This window comes from Neisseria sp. 27098_8_139, from assembly GCF_041433195.1.
Taxonomy (GTDB): domain Bacteria; phylum Pseudomonadota; class Gammaproteobacteria; order Burkholderiales; family Neisseriaceae; genus Neisseria; species Neisseria subflava.
Genome location: NZ_JAPWBA010000005.1, coordinates 84,108 through 100,473, shown reverse-complemented (window position 1 = coordinate 100,473; position 16,366 = coordinate 84,108). Strand labels below are relative to the sequence as shown.

Below are 16,366 nucleotides of genomic sequence, written 5' to 3'. Positions count from 1 at the left end.
ATTTTCAGTGAGTTCAACCTAGATACGGTGCGATTGCTTTTAAGGCCTTCAAGAGAATATGCTTTTGATAAAAAAGGATATTCTTATGGTTATTTTGACAGTTGTCTCTACAAAAGGTGGGACGGGTAAAACAACGTTGACGGCGGCTTTGGCTGCGGTGCTGGCGGATATGGGTTTCAGGGTGCTGATGGTCGATACCGACACGCAGGCATCTTTGAGCAAATATTATCCGCTGCACCGCCGCGCACCCAACGGCACAGTTGAATTGCTGTTGGGTAAAAACGACGAAGCGTCTATCCGTTCCACCATCTCCAATACGGTTTATCCGAATCTGGACATTGTGCTGTCCAACAACATCCGCGACGATGTTCAGAGCAAGGTTTACGACCGTCCCGACCGCGCGTTTCTGCTGCGCAACAAACTTATCCACCCCTATATTTCCGAAAACTACGATGCCGTCCTAATTGACACCAAAGGTGCGGTGGGCGTGATTCAGGATGCGGCCTGCTTTGCGGCCAATATGCTGATTTCGCCGATTATGCCTGAAACCCTGAGTGCGCGGGAGTTCATTTCCGGCACGCAGGAGGCATTGGAGCGTCTTGCCCACGGCGCGGCGATGAATCTGCTGGTGCCGCCGCTGCGTGCGCTGATTTATGGCAAAGACCGTACCAAAGATGCACGGATGATTACCGAGAGCATCAGGGCGTATTTCAACAGCGGTTTGGACGGCAAGAAGCAGCTGCTGTCTTTGGAAATTCCTCACGCCAAAGCCTATAAGGAAGCGGCGACGCTGCGGATTCCGGTGCACTGCCACGAACATACCCATGCAGGCAAATCCGATTCGGCGCGGCAGCTGATGATTGCGTTGGTTCAGGAATTATTCCCAAAAATCAAGGAAGAGCAGATTGCCTGCTATATGTTTGGCGAGCATCTGGAAAACCTGCTGCCGGAAGAAGGTGTAGGGCAGCCTGAAACAGTACGGGAGGTGCAGTCATGAGCAATCCCGTCCACGCTAAACCAAAAATCCAACTGACACCGGAAGCGGTTGCCGGCAGCCTGCTGATACCTCAGCCTGCACAAACATCGATGGACATCGGCCGCAAGGAGGAGATGTTTCCGGGGCTGTTTATCAATGTTTCGGTAGCGGAAATCGACTTTTTCGACAAGAACCCGCGCACCCGCCACGATCCGGAACTGTACCGCCAAATCAAGGAATCCGTCCGCGAAAGTGGCATACAGCAGCCGGTTCACATTACCCGCCGTCCGGGCAGCAGCCGTTTTTTGCTGTCGCAGGGCGGTAATACGCGGCTCAAAATCATGCAGGAATTGCTGGCGGAAACCGGCGATGCGCGGTTTGCCGAAATTCCGGCCATCTACACCGAATACACTTCGGAAGCGGACATTCAAATCGCCCACCTGATTGAAAACGAGCAGCGTGCGGAGATGTGTTTCTGGGACAAGGCGCAGGCCTATGCGGCGGTGCGTGAAATGTTCCAGAGCCAAAGTGAAAAGAAACTGAGCCTGCGGGAGTTGGAGGCTTTGTTTCTGACGCACGGGTTGTCCTTATCCTACAAAACATTGGGGTTGATGCTTTTTGCCGCCGACAAATTGTCGGAACTGCAACAGCAGGCGGCTGACCTATCCAACCCCAAAGCATTTGAATTACGCAAGCTGTTCAACCAGCAACAAGCCTTATCAGAGCAAAACGGTTTTGCCGAACGTTTTGACAGTTTCTGGCACAGCAGCCTGTCCGAATGGTCGGCAAAGCATTCTGATGCTTCCGAGTTGAATCTTCCCGCTTTGGAAAAATTCCTGCAACAGCGTTTTAGTGAAACCTTCGCGGACGTTCTGCCGAAGCAGAATACGTCCGATGATACGGGGGCGGCTGCAACAGCAGACCACGCTTCCAAGCAGCCTGAAACAGCACACAGCCCCTCTGAAAACAGCAAAAGGCAGCCTGAAAAGCAGGAAGCTGGGGCAGTAAACCAGTCGGGCAACCGTACTCCATCGTCCATTTCCTCAAACCGTGCCCAATCCGACACCACCGTTGCGGCGGTGGTCGACCCGCTGCCGCAACGGCACACAGCACAGGAAACTGCGCCAGTAGGCACTCCTGTCGTCCTCTCACGCGATGAAGCTGCCCGCAGATTGCATTCGGCGGTGCGCACCATGCTAGAACAGGTGCATCTGGCACACTGCTTCCGCAGCCATTCTGCTTTCCGCTACGGCTTCTATCTCGAATATCCAGACTTCCACCGTATCCGTCCTGCCGACCCGCCCGCCTTGTACGTCATTGACAACCTGCACGAAGACGCGGGCGACGTGTTCGCCTATCTGAGCCGTGTTTCCATGCAGGACGCGCTGCTCAACAAACCCGATTTGGGCGGCGGCAACCCGCTGCTGCAACTGCCGGACGACTCACCGCTGCGGCTGGCCTACCAAGACCCAGAGGTATTTGACGAATACAACACAATGGGCATCGGCGAGCGGCACTACCTGCTTGACCAGGTTCTGCGCTGGCAGACCACCGACACGCCTTACACGCAACCGGTGGAAGAGATTCTGGCAATGCTCCGGCACATTCATCGCAGCGAGGAGGGCAACCGTGGATAAGGAATACTACCGTATCGGCACGGACGGCCACACTGCCGTCCACCAGCAACTCCTGACCGTAGTCGGCTCGCTGCTGGTTCTGCCCAAAAACCGGCGTGAGGCGGCGGACAATGCCGAAATACTACACCGCTACGCCGCATTGTTCGCCCGCCTGCACGCCATGACACCGGAAGAGATGCACCAGCTGACGCGCCGTTTGGCCTCTGCGGTGGAAGTGCGCGTGTCCCTGCCCGATTTGCAGGCAGCCGTGGACGGCATGACGACCGACTCGGAACGGCGCAGCCTGCACCTGCAACGGTGCGAATGGCTGATTCAACACGGCGGCAGCAACCGCATGATTCTATTGCTGTGCTGCGAAGTCTCGCCGCAGGACATTCGGCAGATGCGTCAGGAAATGAACCTACCCGTTGGGAAAGGTCGCATTCCAGCACTGCCACTGGAAGAACGGTTGTCGGTGCTGGAAAGCTGGCAGCAAGGGGCTGATGAGACAGATACCTTTGTCCGCTACCAAAAACTTGCGGCGCAGTATCCGCAATACAGCCTCGGTCAGTTGTACTGCACCGTTTGCTGTTCGGGAGAAGAAGCATGAGTCCCGATGCCGCCTTACTACACACAGCCGATATGGTCGTACCCGACACCTACATAGCGGACGATACCGCCTATCTGGCCGCCTTATGGGACGAACCTGTGGTGTATGTTACCCAGTTCGCCCAAGCCTTAAACTCGGTTACCGCCGGTTATTTTCTCAGCTGCTACGTCAGCCTGTATGGGCACGACGAATGGGCTGCCCTGAACGAAGACATCGTACACAAACAGACCGGTTTGGGGCGCGGTCGCTGGTATGCGGTGCGCGACACCCTACTGACCGCCGGCGTGCTGGAAAACCGGCGAGATACCGGCGTATCGCTCTACCGGCTCAACGGGGAATGTTTGGAAAAAATGGTGCGGAACAATGCCGCGCTGCGGTTGTCTGACATCGCCTCGCCACCCGTATCGCTCAACCGTCTGCACCTGCGCACCCTGCTGCATTTCGGACTGTCGTTCAAAGCCGCGCTGTATCTGGCCGTTGTCCAGTCGGAAACCCCGCACCGCAGCCTGAGCGGGCGCGAAACGTGGAGCGACTGGGTGCTGCTTCCCGAAAAAAATGTTAGTGAACGCAGCTTTCTCAGTAAAGCCGAACAGCGGCGGGCGGGTGAAGCCTTGTGTGGCATCGGCGTGCTGGAATACGGCTACGGCGGTTTCCCGCGTATGCGCCGCTGCCGTTACAGCCTGAACCGGCTGGCTGTGCTGACCACCGCCTATATGCAGGCTTTGGCCGTCTGAAAAGGGAGACGCACGATGAAAACGAATATCCCGCCCCGACCAGACATCCGTGATCCCGAACTGGTATTGGCTGCCGTCCACGAGACTCTGTCTCTCCATTCTTTCAGCGAAGAACAGTTGGTCTTGATACGCGACTGCTTTATCCGTGAATACTTTCAAGTATCGCAGCACGGCTATCAGCTGTTGCGTTGCTTGGAACGGCACTACCCGAACTGCTTCGATTTTGCCACCTTTGATGATAGGGATATTGCAGACTTTGCCCGAATTGGCACGGTTCTGTGCAAACTGTTCAGGGAAGTAGAAAAACGCTGGGTAGCGGATAACGACATCCGCCCGCAACTTCCTGTCGGTTGCCGCATCAGAATAGAGGACGGCTTGGAAGAAGTATCCGCCACCATACTCAGCACTGCCGATAAGGACGGTTATTACGGCTATTACTGGGTACAAACTGACCGACCTGGCAGTGCCCCGAGAATCGTGAGATACGAAGACCGCAGCCTGAAACCAGAAGCGGTGAATATGGAGACGGAATAAGCATGAAACTGCCCGCCCCAAATGAGTTCAACCGCGACATCATGCTCTGCAAACAGGCTTTGCAGGGCGGGCGCACCATTGCCGTTTACAAATGCCTGATTGCCGTCGCCGGCTCGGTCAAAGCGGCGGTATTTTTGTCGCAGCTGGTCTATTGGGTACGCCACGGTCGCGATGTAGCCGCCACACAGGGCTGGATATTCAAATCGGTGGTACAGATGTTTGAGGAAACCGGTCTGTCCGAACGCGAGCAGGGTACCTGCAAGAAAAAGCTGCTGGAACGCGGTTTGATTGAAACCCGCTACCGCCGCTTCGGTTTTGGCAAAGGCCGGCTGGAACTACGCCTGAATTTGGAAAGGCTCTCACGCGCGGTGTGTGCCGCCAACGGCGTGCCCTGCCCTGAGGGTGCACCCGTACCGACACTGCACGAATCCGACCTGTTTTTCCTGCGCTATTTCAAAGAGCGCATCGCCTACCACCGCGATCTGGTTGAACTGACCGGCTGCATCCATTCCGCGCTGATGCTGTCGTTTATGCTGCAACAGTGCATCGCCAAAGGCGGCAACGGACGCGAACGCTGGTTTGTCAGCTTCAATATCCCCGCATGGCAGAAATACCTGTCGCTGCCCTACAAAACCCAACTGACTGCCCGCAGCAAACTCAAAGCGCGGCAGTTTATCGTTGAAAAACACTTTTACGCCTCACGGCGCATCTTTACCCTGATTAACGGCCGCGCCATCTGGCAGGCTCTGCAAAACCGCCGCAGCCATTTCCTGCCGATGCAGCCTGAAAGTAGTATTGAAGGCCGTCTGAAAAACGGAAATGCCGCCGTTTCTCCAACAGACAGTTTTGCAGAACACATACCCGACAAAAGGGAAAATACAGCAGTCGCTTTTCAGGAGAATACACCCGACAAAAGGGCGAATACAGTAGTGCACTTTTCGGAGAACATACCTGACAAAAGGGAAAATACATACCCGACAAATGGGAAAATACATACCTCACAAAAGGGCGAATACACAGCCGACCAATCGGAAAATACACACCCGACAAATGGGGAAATTGTTAAGGTTTTAGATTACAGACAGTTCCCTATCGGGAACAACTACAACCATAGCCCCCTTTTGCAGACGGAACACAGGCAGCCTGAAAGCACACGAAATGGGGTAGTGGGAAATGACGGATTTTTTTCTCCAACCCCTTCCCGCTACGATGCACTGGTTTACCCCAAAACCTTCGGCCAGTCGCTGCAAAATAACGCCCGCCAAATCTTCGACAAACTGCTGCCTGAAACCACGGCGGAACGTTTGCAGGAGATTCTTGACGAAATCGCCGGACAGACCAAACCTGTAACCAGCCCGCTCGGTCTGCTGACCGTACTGTGCCGCAAGGAAGCGGCAGGGGAACTGATCTGCGTTACCGCGCCACTGGCAAAACAAAACCGCGAACGCCAAGCCGCTTGGGCAGCAGCGTATGAAAACCAAGCGCAGCAGCCTGCCCCGAAACGAGAAGGTCGTAGAACGGCCGAAAGCGATGCGGCACGCGACAAGGCGGTGGAAGAGATGCTGCGAAACTTGAAACAGCGCAGGAGTGTGTAGGGGCTACACAGATTTTGGATGCGGCAGGGACTTGTGACCAGTGGTCACAGATTTCAGGTCGGCAGGTTTATGTGGAGTCCACACAGAAGGTTTGTGACCCTCGGTCACAGATTTTTGGATGCGGTAGGGGTTTGTGACCAGTGGTCACAGATTTCAGATTGGCAGAGTTTGTGTGGAGTCCACACAGATTTTTAGGTCGGTAGGTTTGTGTGGGGGCACACAAACAGGCTGTAAACACTCTTTACAGATTTTGGGTGTGGCAAGTTTGTAACCAGTGGTTACAGATTGCCAAGCAATACATGACAGACAAACTAACAGGGAGTACAAAATGGCTCAAACCAAGCAGAAACTGGTAATCAAACCAAAATCCGTTCATGTGGCGCAGGCTTTTGATATAGCGTTTCCGGTATCGGAGCAATCGGTGTTTTCAGACAGCTACGACTGGGAAACGGAGCGCAAACGCCTGTCCGGTTTGTCGGATGAGGAAAGCGGGCATTCTGATGCGGCAGCTTTGGAAGTGCTGGCAGCGCATGAGATGCTGTTGAAGCAGCATATTATGCGGCAGCGTATCCGCAGCGGGCGGGCACGTTCGCGTTCAATTGCCGCAGTAGATTTGGACGACTACGAAATTTATCCATCGGAAGACCGAGCATTTGAAGATGTCGGCCAGTTGGGCGGCAGCGAAGATGCCTTTGAATTGCACACCAAACATGCGGTGCGGATGTGGGAAGGGCGCAACGATCCGAAAGGACCGCGCTGGCCTGGCATCCGTTACGCAATGGGTTTGTGCGGAGAGTTGGCACGTTCAACCAAAGCCGACAATCCGTTTGCCCATGCGGAACTGTTGCGCTTGGAAAGCGAAATGGAGGCGGTGTCGGCACAGCTTGCAACGGATACCGACCGTTTGCAGCAGCAACTGGAAGCCTGCGGTAGCGGCGGTATCCACATCAGCGTGGTGGCCAACAACAATCCGCTGCTGATTAAGGTGGCTTCTTTGCGCGGCTACGGTTTCAGGCTGCTGCAACTGTTGCTGGCCTACGACTATCTGGTGCGTGTGGCCATGACGATGGGGATGAAAGGGGTTATGACCAACCATGCCAGCAATGATGTGATTCACAAAAGCGGTCGCGGAATGCGGGTGCTGCTGCAAGGGATTTACCTGTCGGCAATGCGTATCCGCCAAATCCGCCAAGTAAACCGTCGGGCACTGCTGGAAAACGATGCGCTGGCTGCCAAACTGGCAGAAGGTGTTGCTGCGGGCGGGCTGTCTCCCCTGCCCAAAGAAGTCCTGCTGTACGAAACTAAACCGGCTTATGTGTATGTTGTACAAAAAATCGAAGCAGACCGTCTGAACGAACTGTACGAAAAAGCATTAGCACTCGGCTTGATTGAGTATTCTGATACGGAATAAAGAGGAGGTTTGGCTGCTATGGGCGACTTGTTTTCCAACCGTAAACAATCTGTGTGCGACAAAAGCCTTTTAAGGGTAAGGGGGATTGAGGCGGTTCAGGCAGAAATCAAAGAAACGGAAGAAGCGGTGTTGCAGTGGGTTAAAGAGGCTAGGCAATTTGTGGAGCAGTCACGCAAAATGGGACTGGTGCGGCGGCTGGCCTACCGCACGATTCCCGTGCGGATAGGACGTGCCGCACCACCGTATCCGCTGCGCGAATTCAATGTGCCGAACATCTGCTGGGCGGAATACGAAGGCAAACAGCGCAGGGATATTACCGACTGGGATACAGTGGCCGTTTATCTGGACGCGGCGAATGCGTCTTATGATGAAAGGCTGCTGCATATGCGGGTGCATCTGGCAATGAAACGTTACCACTCGGAAGGACGGCGGTTGCAGGAAAAACTGAAAGCGGCTTATGCATTGGCGGACGAGATGGCAAAGATGGCACAGTCGCAGAACATCCCGATAGGGAAGCTGGCTCAGGGTTAGGTTGTGTGGAATCCACACGGATTTTTTTGGGTCGGCAGAGTTTGTGTAGAGTCTACACAAACAGGTTGTAAATTCCCTTTACAGATTTTTGAATGCGGCAAAGTTTGTGACCACTGGTCACACGAAATCCTAAGTAATACATGACAGACAAACCAATTAAGTAGCACGAAAAAAATCTTGACAAATTTTTTATACTGTGAAAACATAAAACCGTTTCATATGTTTTGTTGCTTTCATTCAAAAAGCAAAGGTACAGCTGCCGCTCGATCTGTACGGTTTGATTCGTCAAACCACGGCTTTTTTATCAAGCACGCCTTATTAGGCTTTTCTTTATCTAACCCTTTGGGGATATATCTGTCCCCTTGGGGCAAGGTATATCCCCTGTTTTTATGGAGATATACCATGTCTGCAAATCAAACCCAACAAGTACCCGCCTACTTCAACCTGACCGCCGACGGTGTCGGCTACCTGAACCGTGTCCGCATTGTTCAGTCCAAAGGGAAACGGGGTTCCGAGTACTTTGCCTGCACTATCCAAGCCCTCCACGGAGATGCCGATGAGAAATCGCGTTTTGATGTCCGCATTGTCGGCGGCGAAGCCAAAGAGATTTTTGCCCGTATGCTGGATGAATTTCCAGCGCTCTTGGACAAAGATTACAAACGCAGACCCACTGTGTTTGTAGGGTTCCGGGTCTCCGACCTGAAACCTGTCTGCTTTGAAACGTCGGCTAAAAACGACAAAGGCGAAGAGATTAAAGTAACCACACCGTCGATTGACGCACGGTTACTGAAATTTAAATTCGTCAAAGTCAACCGCGAACTCTGGTACAAGTCGCAGGACGGTCAGCCTGATGCAGAATCTTCTTCGGAAGTGCCTGCTGATGCAGTTGCCGCTTAAACCCGCAGTCTGACTGCACAGGAAAGAAAGCACCCGCTTTCTTTCCTTTTTCTCCCCACCGGGGCAACAGTCCCGGTTCCGGGTTCTGCTGCTCCGGCTTTTTCAATTTTTGGAGTGGTTATGAACCTGAACTTTTTCCTTAACTCCTATCGGTGGCTTGAAGCAGGCATTTTGTCTTTTCTGACAAAAGGCCGGTTATCCGAGAAACAAGTCGATGCTCTGGCTGTCAAGCTGGATTTGTTCGGCGTGTTTTGTGTAACGCAAGTTTGGTTCGCACTGACTAAATACGGCTGGCCTTTTTGGCCGACGTTGGTTTTGTTCGTATTCAGCCTATTCTTTTGTGCTATACTTTGGATAGTCGCTTTCATCATGAAAGGATACAAAAATGCTGTTTAGCCTGATATCTATCGCCATCACTTTTATGATTGGTTTTGGTGCAGTCGCTTTCCTCGTTATCGCCGGTCGCAAGGCTTGGCGGGAAATGAGTGATAAAGAGCGCGACGATTTGAGAAAACGTTACAACCTCAAAGTCTAAAACCAGTAACCGTCTTATTTAACGAAAACCCGCTTCGGTGGGTTTTCCCGGAAAAGTTGCTTTGCAGCCTTTCCCGGAAAATCCATCCCCTTGTACGGTTGCCTGTATCCGTACCGCCGCTTCTGCGGCGCAGGCTTCTTTTCAGAACCCTTTCCTCTTTTATTTCCCATCCCGCCGTATCCGGCTTCTTTATCCCTGATGATACTGACCACAGCGTGGTTCTGACGCACTATGCTGCGGTCAGTATCATCGGTCGAACTCTCCCTTATTTCTCCGGCAGTACGGGTTGCGGTTCCCGCCTTAACCGCAGGCTTACAACCAATATTGTTTGTGATTGCTTACAGATGCCCGTCCCCACGGGCGGGCATCGGCAAGCGATTAGGGTGCTGAATTTTTAAGCACTTCAATTTGTTCTTTAACAATCGGGACTTTGATATTTACAGACAGACTTATCCACATTTTTTGTGAACAGTGGAAAGTCTCTATTTCAGATTTCGGGCGCACCCGTTCCGCTGTGGCGGTGCGGTCTGCCCGTATTTTCAGCGGCTGTCTGCTTTCAGGCAGCCTTACCTGAGCGGCTTGGCTTTGCAGGGCGTTCAGGTAAGTTTTTACCGGCCGGCAGACCGTTTCTGTCCTGATGCAGCCGTTACACAGCATCAGCCGCACTCGTGCGGCCACGGCTTTCTTTTGCAGTCTTTCTTTTTCCAACCCTATGGGGCGCGTCCCCTGCGGGTGTGCCCCTTTTTTTCAGGAGGCACATTATGTCTATCGCCATTCCCGGCAAACTCACTGTCATCGAACGCAACGGCAGCCGTGGTATTTTTACCGTCGGCGAACTGCAAACGCAGATCGGCGCGTTTCAAATCAAGCACCGTGTATTGGACCAGTTTCCCGAAGGTTCTTATGACGGTCTGTTCTATCTCACCCGTGTTTACAACCAATCCAACTTTGCCAAAGGCCGCATCTGGGTCAGCCTGTATGCCGATCTAGACTGGGAACAGTTGCAGATTATGGCGCAGAACCATGTGGCGGAAGTGTCCGAATCTCTGCAAATGGCCGGCATCGCCGCCGAGCAGGAAGAGGAGACTCCTCCGCCCGTCAAACCGGCAGCTCCTGCTGCCTCCGTGCCTGCCGATGCAACCGAACCCGCCCGCACATCTCATGTGCCGGATACTGTGCCGGTACAGGAAGAAGACGACTTGGCCGACTCGATGGAAAAACTGGAAGGCATGTTGTCCGGCAAGGCGGCAGTTATCCGGCTTGATCCGTCGATGGACGATCGCAACCTGTTCCGGCAGTTGCGCGAAGCCGTCAAACAGCAGGGCTACCGTTTCCACGCGCCCACGCAGTCTTGGCATAAGGAGCACCCATAATGCTGTACCGCACTTCTTCGCATGACCTGTTCGCCGATGCGTTTTTTATCCATCAGGAACGGCTAATGTTCGCTTCCCTGCACGGGCGCGATGCCAATGTACTGTCGTTTATGGCCGCACTGACCGCCCCGCCCGAGCAGGGCGGCATCCGCCAAGTTGGTTTTAGGCTGCCTGACGACGCACAGCTGCATCCACCGCGTACCACCGCACAGCAGGTGTACGGCATGGGCAAACGCATCAGCAAATACGCCACGCACAATTTCGGCGTGCTGACGCATATGTTCCTGTATGCCGACGTGCTGGAAGAACCCGATCGCGACAACCGCAGCGCGTGGATTGTGCAGACGGATACCGCTGCCGATTTGGACAAAGCAGTATGGCAGGCGGTGGAGCAGTTGTCCGACGTGCCGCTGCTGCCACAGTGGCAGCCCTACCTGACGGCTGCCCTGACCGAACGGGAAAGCATCCGCTGCTACCGCGAAAACGGCGGGGATGCTACGCTGTTCAACCTGCAGGCCGCGCATGTGCGCATCCCCGAAGATTTCGACGTATTGGTTTCCGAGGGACTGCGTTCCGGCCGTCTGAATGCGTAAACACCAACCCGCCGCCCTGCGGCTTTTTCAAAACCCGCCGCAAGGTGGGTTTTTCAGGCTGCCTTACTGTACGAACAAGGCAGCCTGAAAAACCGACTTTGTTTCACACGCTGGCAGTCGTTTTACTGTCTTGATGCAGCCGTTAAACAGCATCACCTCCGTTCGCGGAAGGACGGCTTTACATAACCGCCTGTACAGGCACTTTCCAACCCCGTGGGGATACGTTTCCCCTTGCGGGAGGAGTATCCCCGTTTTATGGAGATACACCATGAACCCAACCAAACCCTTAGTAACCTGCTACCCATTCAGTTCTACCGCAGTGGAGCAGCAACCGGCCAAGCATTATGCCGCCGACCTGATGGACAAAATCAATCGGGGCATCCCGCTGGATCGGGAAGACAAAAACGTACTGACGCACGGTGTCAACAACAACTCTTTTTTCAAAAAGGCGATACCGGTCAGCGGCTGGGCGTTTGACTTTTCCGATGTGCTGAAACTCTTTCTGGTCAAGCAGTACGGACGCTGGTACGAAGTATGGGCAACCGATAAAACGGCAGTCCGCGCCCATGTGTATGGTCGTATCGAACGGATTGTAGAAGCCTGACGCAGTTTTTTTCCAACCACCCTGACGGGGATGCCATCCCCGCCGGGGCGGTATTCCCGTTTTTAACCGGAGATACCGAAATGACGATTGATGCAGCCTTTACCGAGCATACTTGCGAAGACTTCCCACTGTGGTGCGCCCTGCTGGGCAGACTGCGGCCGGACAAGTCCGGCAGCCTGGACAAGGAAATCTGGAATGCCGCCAGATGGTACAACTATGAAAACTTGCCACCTTTGGGCAATGTCGCGCAAGCTGTGGTTGCCGATCAGCTGGCTGCTGCCATTCGCGAAAAATGGCCGCTGTTCCGTGTTTCAGACGACATCAACGGCGAAGCAAGCTGTTTTTGGATTGAAGACCGCCCTGTTGCCGACTTCGTATCCGAAAACCTTTATACGCCCAACGGCGGTGTCAGCTACCACATTGATACTGGCAAGCTGGACGAACTCTATCAGGCACTTTATCCGAATGCGGATTAAAGCAGCCTGATTGTTCAAACCTGCGCAAGCAGGTTTTTTCAGACGGCTTGAATCTGTAAGGCAGCCTGAAAAAACCTGTTTCACACGTTGGCAGTCGTTTTACTGTCTTGATGCAGCCGTTAAACAGCATCGCCCTTATTCGTAAGGGTACGGCTTTTATCCGTCCGCCTGTACAGGCATTTTTTCCAACCCCGTGGGGATACGTTTCCCCTGCGGGACACGCATCCCCGTTTTTCAGGAGATGTTTTATGTTCCGCAAACTGTTCTGCCGCCGCACCCTGCTGCGGTATCTGCCCTTCATGATTGGCTTTTCGCTGATGACCGCGCTGTTTTACGGCATGTCCTTCGCCCTGTGGGGGCCGGACTTCCACCGCACGCTGTCGTTGAGCCTGTTGCTGCTGTCGGTTCTGCTGACTGTGGTGCTGGCACTGAACGAGACATCCGAGCAACGCTGATTTTTTTCTTCAACCCTTTGGGGACATGCTTCCCCATCGGGCGGCAGTCCCCTGTTTTTTAGGAGTATTGCCATGCCTTCTTTTACTTTAACCCACCGTTTTGCCGCTGCCGCCGAACGCCTGTTCGGCATTGAAAGCCGCCATTACGAAAACTGCGACCCGCACGCAGGCGTGCTGCACAGTATGTGCGAGTTCCGCAGTCGCAGCAGACTGCTGCTGTCGCTGTACGCACTTGTGATGATCCGTCGTGGCTGGCTGTGCGGTCTGACCGCAGGTCGCAGCGCAGACGGCAGTAGCACGCTGTTCTGTGAACGCAACGATTGCGCACGTTGATTTTTTGCCAACCCTTTGGGGTATCCGCCCCATAGGGGCAGGTATCCCTGTTTTTTTTCAGGAGTATTGCCATGTCCCTCAACCTTTCCCAAACCCTCTACCGCAAAGCCTGCTGCCTCGACATCGAAGCCGAATACGGCGGTACGGACGGCCTCGCCGCTTCCCAGCCGCAGTACGACCTAGAAGTGATGACCGGTCTCTGTGTTTCCGACCTGCGCATTATGTGTTCGGGTGCCGGATTCTATGTCGGCCGAAATTGTTATCACGAAGACGAGCCGGATTTTCTCCAACCCTACAGTCGTGTGTCCGATTACTTTAAAACCATCGGTGAAGCGATCACCTTCCGTAACTTTTTCAACGAGTTCATCCGGGAATACCGGTAAAGTTACCAACCCCGCCGCCCTGCGGCTTTTTACCAAACCTGCGCAAGCAGGTTTTTTCAGACGGCCTGATGCTTTCAGGCAGCCTGAAAAAACCTGTTTCACACGCCGACAGTCGTTTACTGTCTTGATGCAGCCGTTAAACAGCATCACACCCGATCGTGGGTTCGCGGCTTTTTCCCAACCGCTGCTTGCAGCGTTTTTCCAACCCTGTAAGGGAACCCACCCCTTACGGGCAGGGTTCCCGTTTTTTTAGGAGAACCCTATGTATTACGACAACGAAACCCCCGCCGTACTGCCTGCCACACCCGAGGCGATGCAGCCTGAAAACCCCGAAGCAGCTTCCGGCAGCGAAATGCCGCTGTCGCAGTTTCTGGCCGATTTCGGCGGCAGCCTGTTTCAGGCGGTAACCGAGCAGAACCGGCCGCTGTATCAGGGGCAGACGTATCCCGAAACCGAGCGCGTGCTGGATGCGCTGGCACGGCCGCTGTTTGCCGCCCAGCGCGAAGTGGTGCGGGCGGTATTGCAACTCTTGCTGCGCGAAGACCGCCCCGCTGCGGTCATCAATGCGGAAATGGGCACGGGCAAGACCATGATGTCAATTGCCGCCGCTGCGGCGATGCACCATCAGGGCTGCACGCGCACGCTGGTATTGAGTCCGCCGCATCTGGTGTACAAATGGCGGCGCGAAATCCTCAAAACCGTGCCGGAAGCGAGAGTGTGGGTGCTCAACGGCACCGACACGCTGGTCAAGCTGCTGCATATCCGCCGCCACTGTCGCGAAATCCCGACGGTACCGGAGTTTTTCGTACTAGGACGGGTGCGGATGCGCATGGGCTACCACTGGCGGCCGGCATATGCGGTGCGCTATCGCAGCGAAGACGGCGTACGGCGCAAGCTGTTCTGCTGTCCGAAATGCGGCAGCGAAATCACCGATGCGGAAAACCAGCCGTATGAAGACGCGCAAAGCCTGAACGACGCGCTGTCAAAAAACCGCCTGTTCTGCCGCGCCAAACGCGGTAAAAGTTTGGCATCGTGCGAGTGCGGCGAACCGCTGTGGACGCTGTGCCGCAAGGAGCAGAACGGCAGCCAAAGCACGGTGTACGAGCGGGTCATCCAAGCCATTTCGGTACTGCCGACCATCGGCCCGAAAACCGCCGCCAAGCTGGTGCAGACCTACGGCGAAAGCTATCTGGCCGAAATTCTGGAAAACAACGTGCAGGCGTTTTCCAACCTGATGGACGAGAACGGCGAGTTTGTGTTCGGCGACCGTCAGGCGGCGCGGCTGGATCGTGCTTTGAGCAAAGCCGAGTTCACGCTGGGACAAGGCGGTTACCAGCCGACCGAGTTCGTCAAACGCTATCTGCCCAAGCATTTTTTCGGGCTAATGGTGGTGGACGAGGGACACGAGTACAAAAACTACGGCACTGCCCAAGGGCAGGCGATGGGCGTGCTGGCACGCTGCGCACGCAAAGTGCTATGTCTGACCGGCACGCTGATGGGCGGCTACGCGGACGACCTGTTTTACCTGCTGTGGCGGCTTGATCCGCAGTCCATGCTGGCCGACGGCTTCGGCTACAACAAGGCCGGTACGCTCGGCACGGCAGGCATGGCATTTATGCGCAAGCACGGGGTGTTGAAAGACATCACGCGCAGCCATTTGGGTAGCGAGTACAGCGAAGGAGCGTTCAACAGTTCCAAAGCCACCCGCAACCAAGTGCGCACCGCCAAAGCGCCGGGCTTCTCGCCGCTGGGCATCATGCGCTATGTGCTGCCGCTGACGGTGTTTCTGAAACTGCGCGATTTGGGCGAAGGCGTGCTACCGGGCTATCGGGAAATCTTCCGGCCGGTGGACATGGACGACGCGCAAAAAGCGGTGTATCAGCAGATGGAGCGCGTGCTCAAAGGCTACCTGAAAGTGGCTTTAAGCAAGCGCGACAACTCGCTCACCGGCGTGGTGATGAACGCCCTGCTGGCTTGGCCGGACTGCTGCCATCAGGAAGAAACGGTGTACTGGAAGCGCAAGCGGGAAACCCTGTTTTACACGCCGGCGCAGTACGGGTCGCAAGACGTTTCGCCCAAAGAAGCCGACCTGCTGGAAGTGGTGCAGGGCAGCCTGAAACGCGGCAGACGCTGTCTGGTCTATACCGTGTATTCCGACACCCGCGACACCACAGGCCGTCTGAAACAGCTTTTGCAGCGGCACGGCATCAAAGCCGCCGTGATGAAAGCCACAGTTAAGGCCGACGAGCGCGAAGACTGGGTGACCGACCGTTTGGAAGAAGGCTGCCAAGTCGTCATCTGCAACCCCGAGCTGGTCAAAACCGGCCTTGACCTTCTGGCGTTTCCCACCATCTACTTCATGCAGACCGGCTACAACGTCTATACCCTGATGCAGGCCGCCCGCCGCTCGTGGCGCATCGGCCAGACGGAAGACGTGGAAGTGTATTTCGCCGGCTACAAAGATTCGGCGCAGCACATCTGCCTCGAACTGATGGGCAAAAAGATCGCCGTAACCCAATCCACCTCCGGCGACATGCCGGATTCGGGCTTGGACATCCTCAACCAGTCCGGCGATTCCGTTGAGGTTGAACTGGCCAAACGCCTGATTGAGAAAAGCCAGACCGCTGCGGCGGACTAGGCTTCGCACCTGCCCCGAACCGTGTCCGCAAGGATACGGCTCGGCAAGCAGGTTTTTTCAGACGGCCTGATG

The 16,366-nt window shown here is 54.8% G+C and carries 19 protein-coding genes; 18 read left to right on the top strand and 1 reads right to left on the bottom strand.

Features of this window, described 5'->3' with window-relative positions; translation table 11 throughout:
• Window positions 1-85 precede the first annotated feature (85 nt).
• The 10 genes from O3660_RS07145 (at window position 86) to O3660_RS07100 (ending at window position 9,439) form a co-directional block, all read left to right on the top strand.
• A complete protein-coding gene (locus O3660_RS07145; RefSeq protein ID WP_371464772.1) occupies window positions 86-997 on the top strand; it encodes a ParA family protein in 912 nt (303 codons plus the stop codon).
• Window positions 994-2,613 carry a ParB N-terminal domain-containing protein gene (locus O3660_RS07140; RefSeq protein WP_371464771.1) on the top strand — a complete coding sequence of 540 codons (1,620 nt, stop codon included), beginning with the start codon at window positions 994-996 and terminating at the stop codon, window positions 2,611-2,613. Before O3660_RS07145 ends, O3660_RS07140 begins: the two co-directional genes overlap by 4 nt.
• A complete protein-coding gene (locus tag O3660_RS07135) occupies window positions 2,606-3,202 on the top strand; it encodes a hypothetical protein (RefSeq protein WP_371464770.1) in 597 nt (198 codons plus the stop codon). The genes O3660_RS07140 and O3660_RS07135 overlap by 8 nt, the downstream gene beginning before the upstream one ends.
• Window positions 3,199-3,936, top strand: coding sequence for a hypothetical protein (locus O3660_RS07130; protein ID WP_371464769.1), 738 nt, complete (start codon window positions 3,199-3,201; stop codon window positions 3,934-3,936). The genes O3660_RS07135 and O3660_RS07130 overlap by 4 nt, the downstream gene beginning before the upstream one ends.
• Before the next feature lie 15 nt (window positions 3,937-3,951).
• Complete coding sequence (locus tag O3660_RS07125; protein ID WP_371464768.1) at window positions 3,952-4,470, top strand: hypothetical protein; 519 nt, start codon at window positions 3,952-3,954, stop codon at window positions 4,468-4,470.
• 2 nt (window positions 4,471-4,472) lie between these two features.
• Window positions 4,473-6,065: a hypothetical protein gene (locus O3660_RS07120; protein ID WP_371464767.1), complete on the top strand. Its 1,593-nt coding sequence runs from the start codon at window positions 4,473-4,475 to the stop codon at window positions 6,063-6,065.
• A 328-nt stretch (window positions 6,066-6,393) separates the two neighbouring features.
• Complete coding sequence (locus O3660_RS07115) at window positions 6,394-7,476, top strand: AcaB family transcriptional regulator (protein WP_314268893.1); 1,083 nt, start codon at window positions 6,394-6,396, stop codon at window positions 7,474-7,476.
• 18 nt (window positions 7,477-7,494) lie between these two features.
• Complete coding sequence (locus O3660_RS07110) at window positions 7,495-8,007, top strand: hypothetical protein (RefSeq protein WP_371464766.1); 513 nt, start codon at window positions 7,495-7,497, stop codon at window positions 8,005-8,007.
• Window positions 8,008-8,409: 402 nt separating this feature from the next.
• A complete protein-coding gene (locus O3660_RS07105) occupies window positions 8,410-8,904 on the top strand; it encodes a DUF3577 domain-containing protein (RefSeq protein ID WP_107825739.1) in 495 nt (164 codons plus the stop codon).
• 385 nt (window positions 8,905-9,289) lie between these two features.
• Window positions 9,290-9,439 (top strand): hypothetical protein, encoded by a 150-nt coding sequence (locus O3660_RS07100; protein WP_314268888.1) that lies wholly within the window; start codon window positions 9,290-9,292, stop codon window positions 9,437-9,439.
• A gap of 378 nt (window positions 9,440-9,817) precedes the next feature.
• On the opposite strand, the gene O3660_RS07095 is transcribed toward O3660_RS07100, so the two are convergent.
• Window positions 9,818-10,147 carry a hypothetical protein gene (locus tag O3660_RS07095; protein WP_371464765.1) on the bottom strand — a complete coding sequence of 110 codons (330 nt, stop codon included), beginning with the start codon at window positions 10,145-10,147 and terminating at the stop codon, window positions 9,818-9,820.
• A gap of 53 nt (window positions 10,148-10,200) precedes the next feature.
• Between O3660_RS07095 and O3660_RS07090 the strand changes: the two genes are divergently transcribed.
• From O3660_RS07090 to O3660_RS07055, 8 genes are all read left to right on the top strand, one after another.
• Complete coding sequence (locus O3660_RS07090; protein ID WP_371464764.1) at window positions 10,201-10,812, top strand: DUF3275 family protein; 612 nt, start codon at window positions 10,201-10,203, stop codon at window positions 10,810-10,812.
• Entirely contained in the window at window positions 10,812-11,405 is a 594-nt protein-coding gene (locus O3660_RS07085) for a hypothetical protein (protein ID WP_371464763.1), read from the top strand. The genes O3660_RS07090 and O3660_RS07085 overlap by 1 nt, the downstream gene beginning before the upstream one ends.
• A 268-nt stretch (window positions 11,406-11,673) precedes the next feature.
• A complete protein-coding gene (locus O3660_RS07080; protein WP_371464762.1) occupies window positions 11,674-12,009 on the top strand; it encodes a molybdenum ABC transporter ATP-binding protein in 336 nt (111 codons plus the stop codon).
• An 80-nt stretch (window positions 12,010-12,089) separates the two neighbouring features.
• Window positions 12,090-12,485, top strand: coding sequence for a hypothetical protein (locus O3660_RS07075; protein WP_371464761.1), 396 nt, complete (start codon window positions 12,090-12,092; stop codon window positions 12,483-12,485).
• 110 nt (window positions 12,486-12,595) lie between these two features.
• A complete protein-coding gene (locus O3660_RS07070) occupies window positions 12,596-12,940 on the top strand; it encodes a hypothetical protein (RefSeq protein ID WP_371464760.1) in 345 nt (114 codons plus the stop codon).
• 72 nt (window positions 12,941-13,012) lie between these two features.
• On the top strand, window positions 13,013-13,273 hold the full coding sequence (locus O3660_RS07065; protein ID WP_371464759.1) for a hypothetical protein: 261 nt from the start codon (window positions 13,013-13,015) through the stop codon (window positions 13,271-13,273).
• A gap of 71 nt (window positions 13,274-13,344) precedes the next feature.
• Window positions 13,345-13,656 (top strand): hypothetical protein, encoded by a 312-nt coding sequence (locus tag O3660_RS07060; RefSeq protein WP_371464758.1) that lies wholly within the window; start codon window positions 13,345-13,347, stop codon window positions 13,654-13,656.
• Window positions 13,657-13,918: 262 nt separating this feature from the next.
• A complete protein-coding gene (locus tag O3660_RS07055) occupies window positions 13,919-16,294 on the top strand; it encodes an SNF2-related protein (RefSeq protein WP_371464757.1) in 2,376 nt (791 codons plus the stop codon).
• The last annotated feature ends 72 nt before the right edge of the window (window positions 16,295-16,366 follow it).

Bases quoted from the DNA above. Each gene is read 5' to 3' on its own strand.
- O3660_RS07145 (WP_371464772.1), top strand. From the start codon at position 86: ATGGTTATTTTGACAGTTGTCTCTACAAAAGGTGGGACGGGTAAAACA.
- O3660_RS07140 (WP_371464771.1), top strand. From the start codon at position 994: ATGAGCAATCCCGTCCACGCTAAACCAAAAATCCAACTGACACCGGAA.
- O3660_RS07130 (WP_371464769.1), top strand. From the start codon at position 3,199: ATGAGTCCCGATGCCGCCTTACTACACACAGCCGATATGGTCGTACCC.
- O3660_RS07125 (WP_371464768.1), top strand. From the start codon at position 3,952: ATGAAAACGAATATCCCGCCCCGACCAGACATCCGTGATCCCGAACTG.
- O3660_RS07120 (WP_371464767.1), top strand. From the start codon at position 4,473: ATGAAACTGCCCGCCCCAAATGAGTTCAACCGCGACATCATGCTCTGC.
- O3660_RS07115 (WP_314268893.1), top strand. From the start codon at position 6,394: ATGGCTCAAACCAAGCAGAAACTGGTAATCAAACCAAAATCCGTTCAT.
- O3660_RS07110 (WP_371464766.1), top strand. From the start codon at position 7,495: ATGGGCGACTTGTTTTCCAACCGTAAACAATCTGTGTGCGACAAAAGC.
- O3660_RS07105 (WP_107825739.1), top strand. From the start codon at position 8,410: ATGTCTGCAAATCAAACCCAACAAGTACCCGCCTACTTCAACCTGACC.
- O3660_RS07100 (WP_314268888.1), top strand. From the start codon at position 9,290: ATGCTGTTTAGCCTGATATCTATCGCCATCACTTTTATGATTGGTTTT.
- O3660_RS07090 (WP_371464764.1), top strand. From the start codon at position 10,201: ATGTCTATCGCCATTCCCGGCAAACTCACTGTCATCGAACGCAACGGC.
- O3660_RS07085 (WP_371464763.1), top strand. From the start codon at position 10,812: ATGCTGTACCGCACTTCTTCGCATGACCTGTTCGCCGATGCGTTTTTT.
- O3660_RS07080 (WP_371464762.1), top strand. From the start codon at position 11,674: ATGAACCCAACCAAACCCTTAGTAACCTGCTACCCATTCAGTTCTACC.
- O3660_RS07075 (WP_371464761.1), top strand. From the start codon at position 12,090: ATGACGATTGATGCAGCCTTTACCGAGCATACTTGCGAAGACTTCCCA.
- O3660_RS07070 (WP_371464760.1), top strand. From the start codon at position 12,596: ATGCAGCCGTTAAACAGCATCGCCCTTATTCGTAAGGGTACGGCTTTT.
- O3660_RS07065 (WP_371464759.1), top strand. From the start codon at position 13,013: ATGCCTTCTTTTACTTTAACCCACCGTTTTGCCGCTGCCGCCGAACGC.
- O3660_RS07060 (WP_371464758.1), top strand. From the start codon at position 13,345: ATGTCCCTCAACCTTTCCCAAACCCTCTACCGCAAAGCCTGCTGCCTC.
- O3660_RS07055 (WP_371464757.1), top strand. From the start codon at position 13,919: ATGTATTACGACAACGAAACCCCCGCCGTACTGCCTGCCACACCCGAG.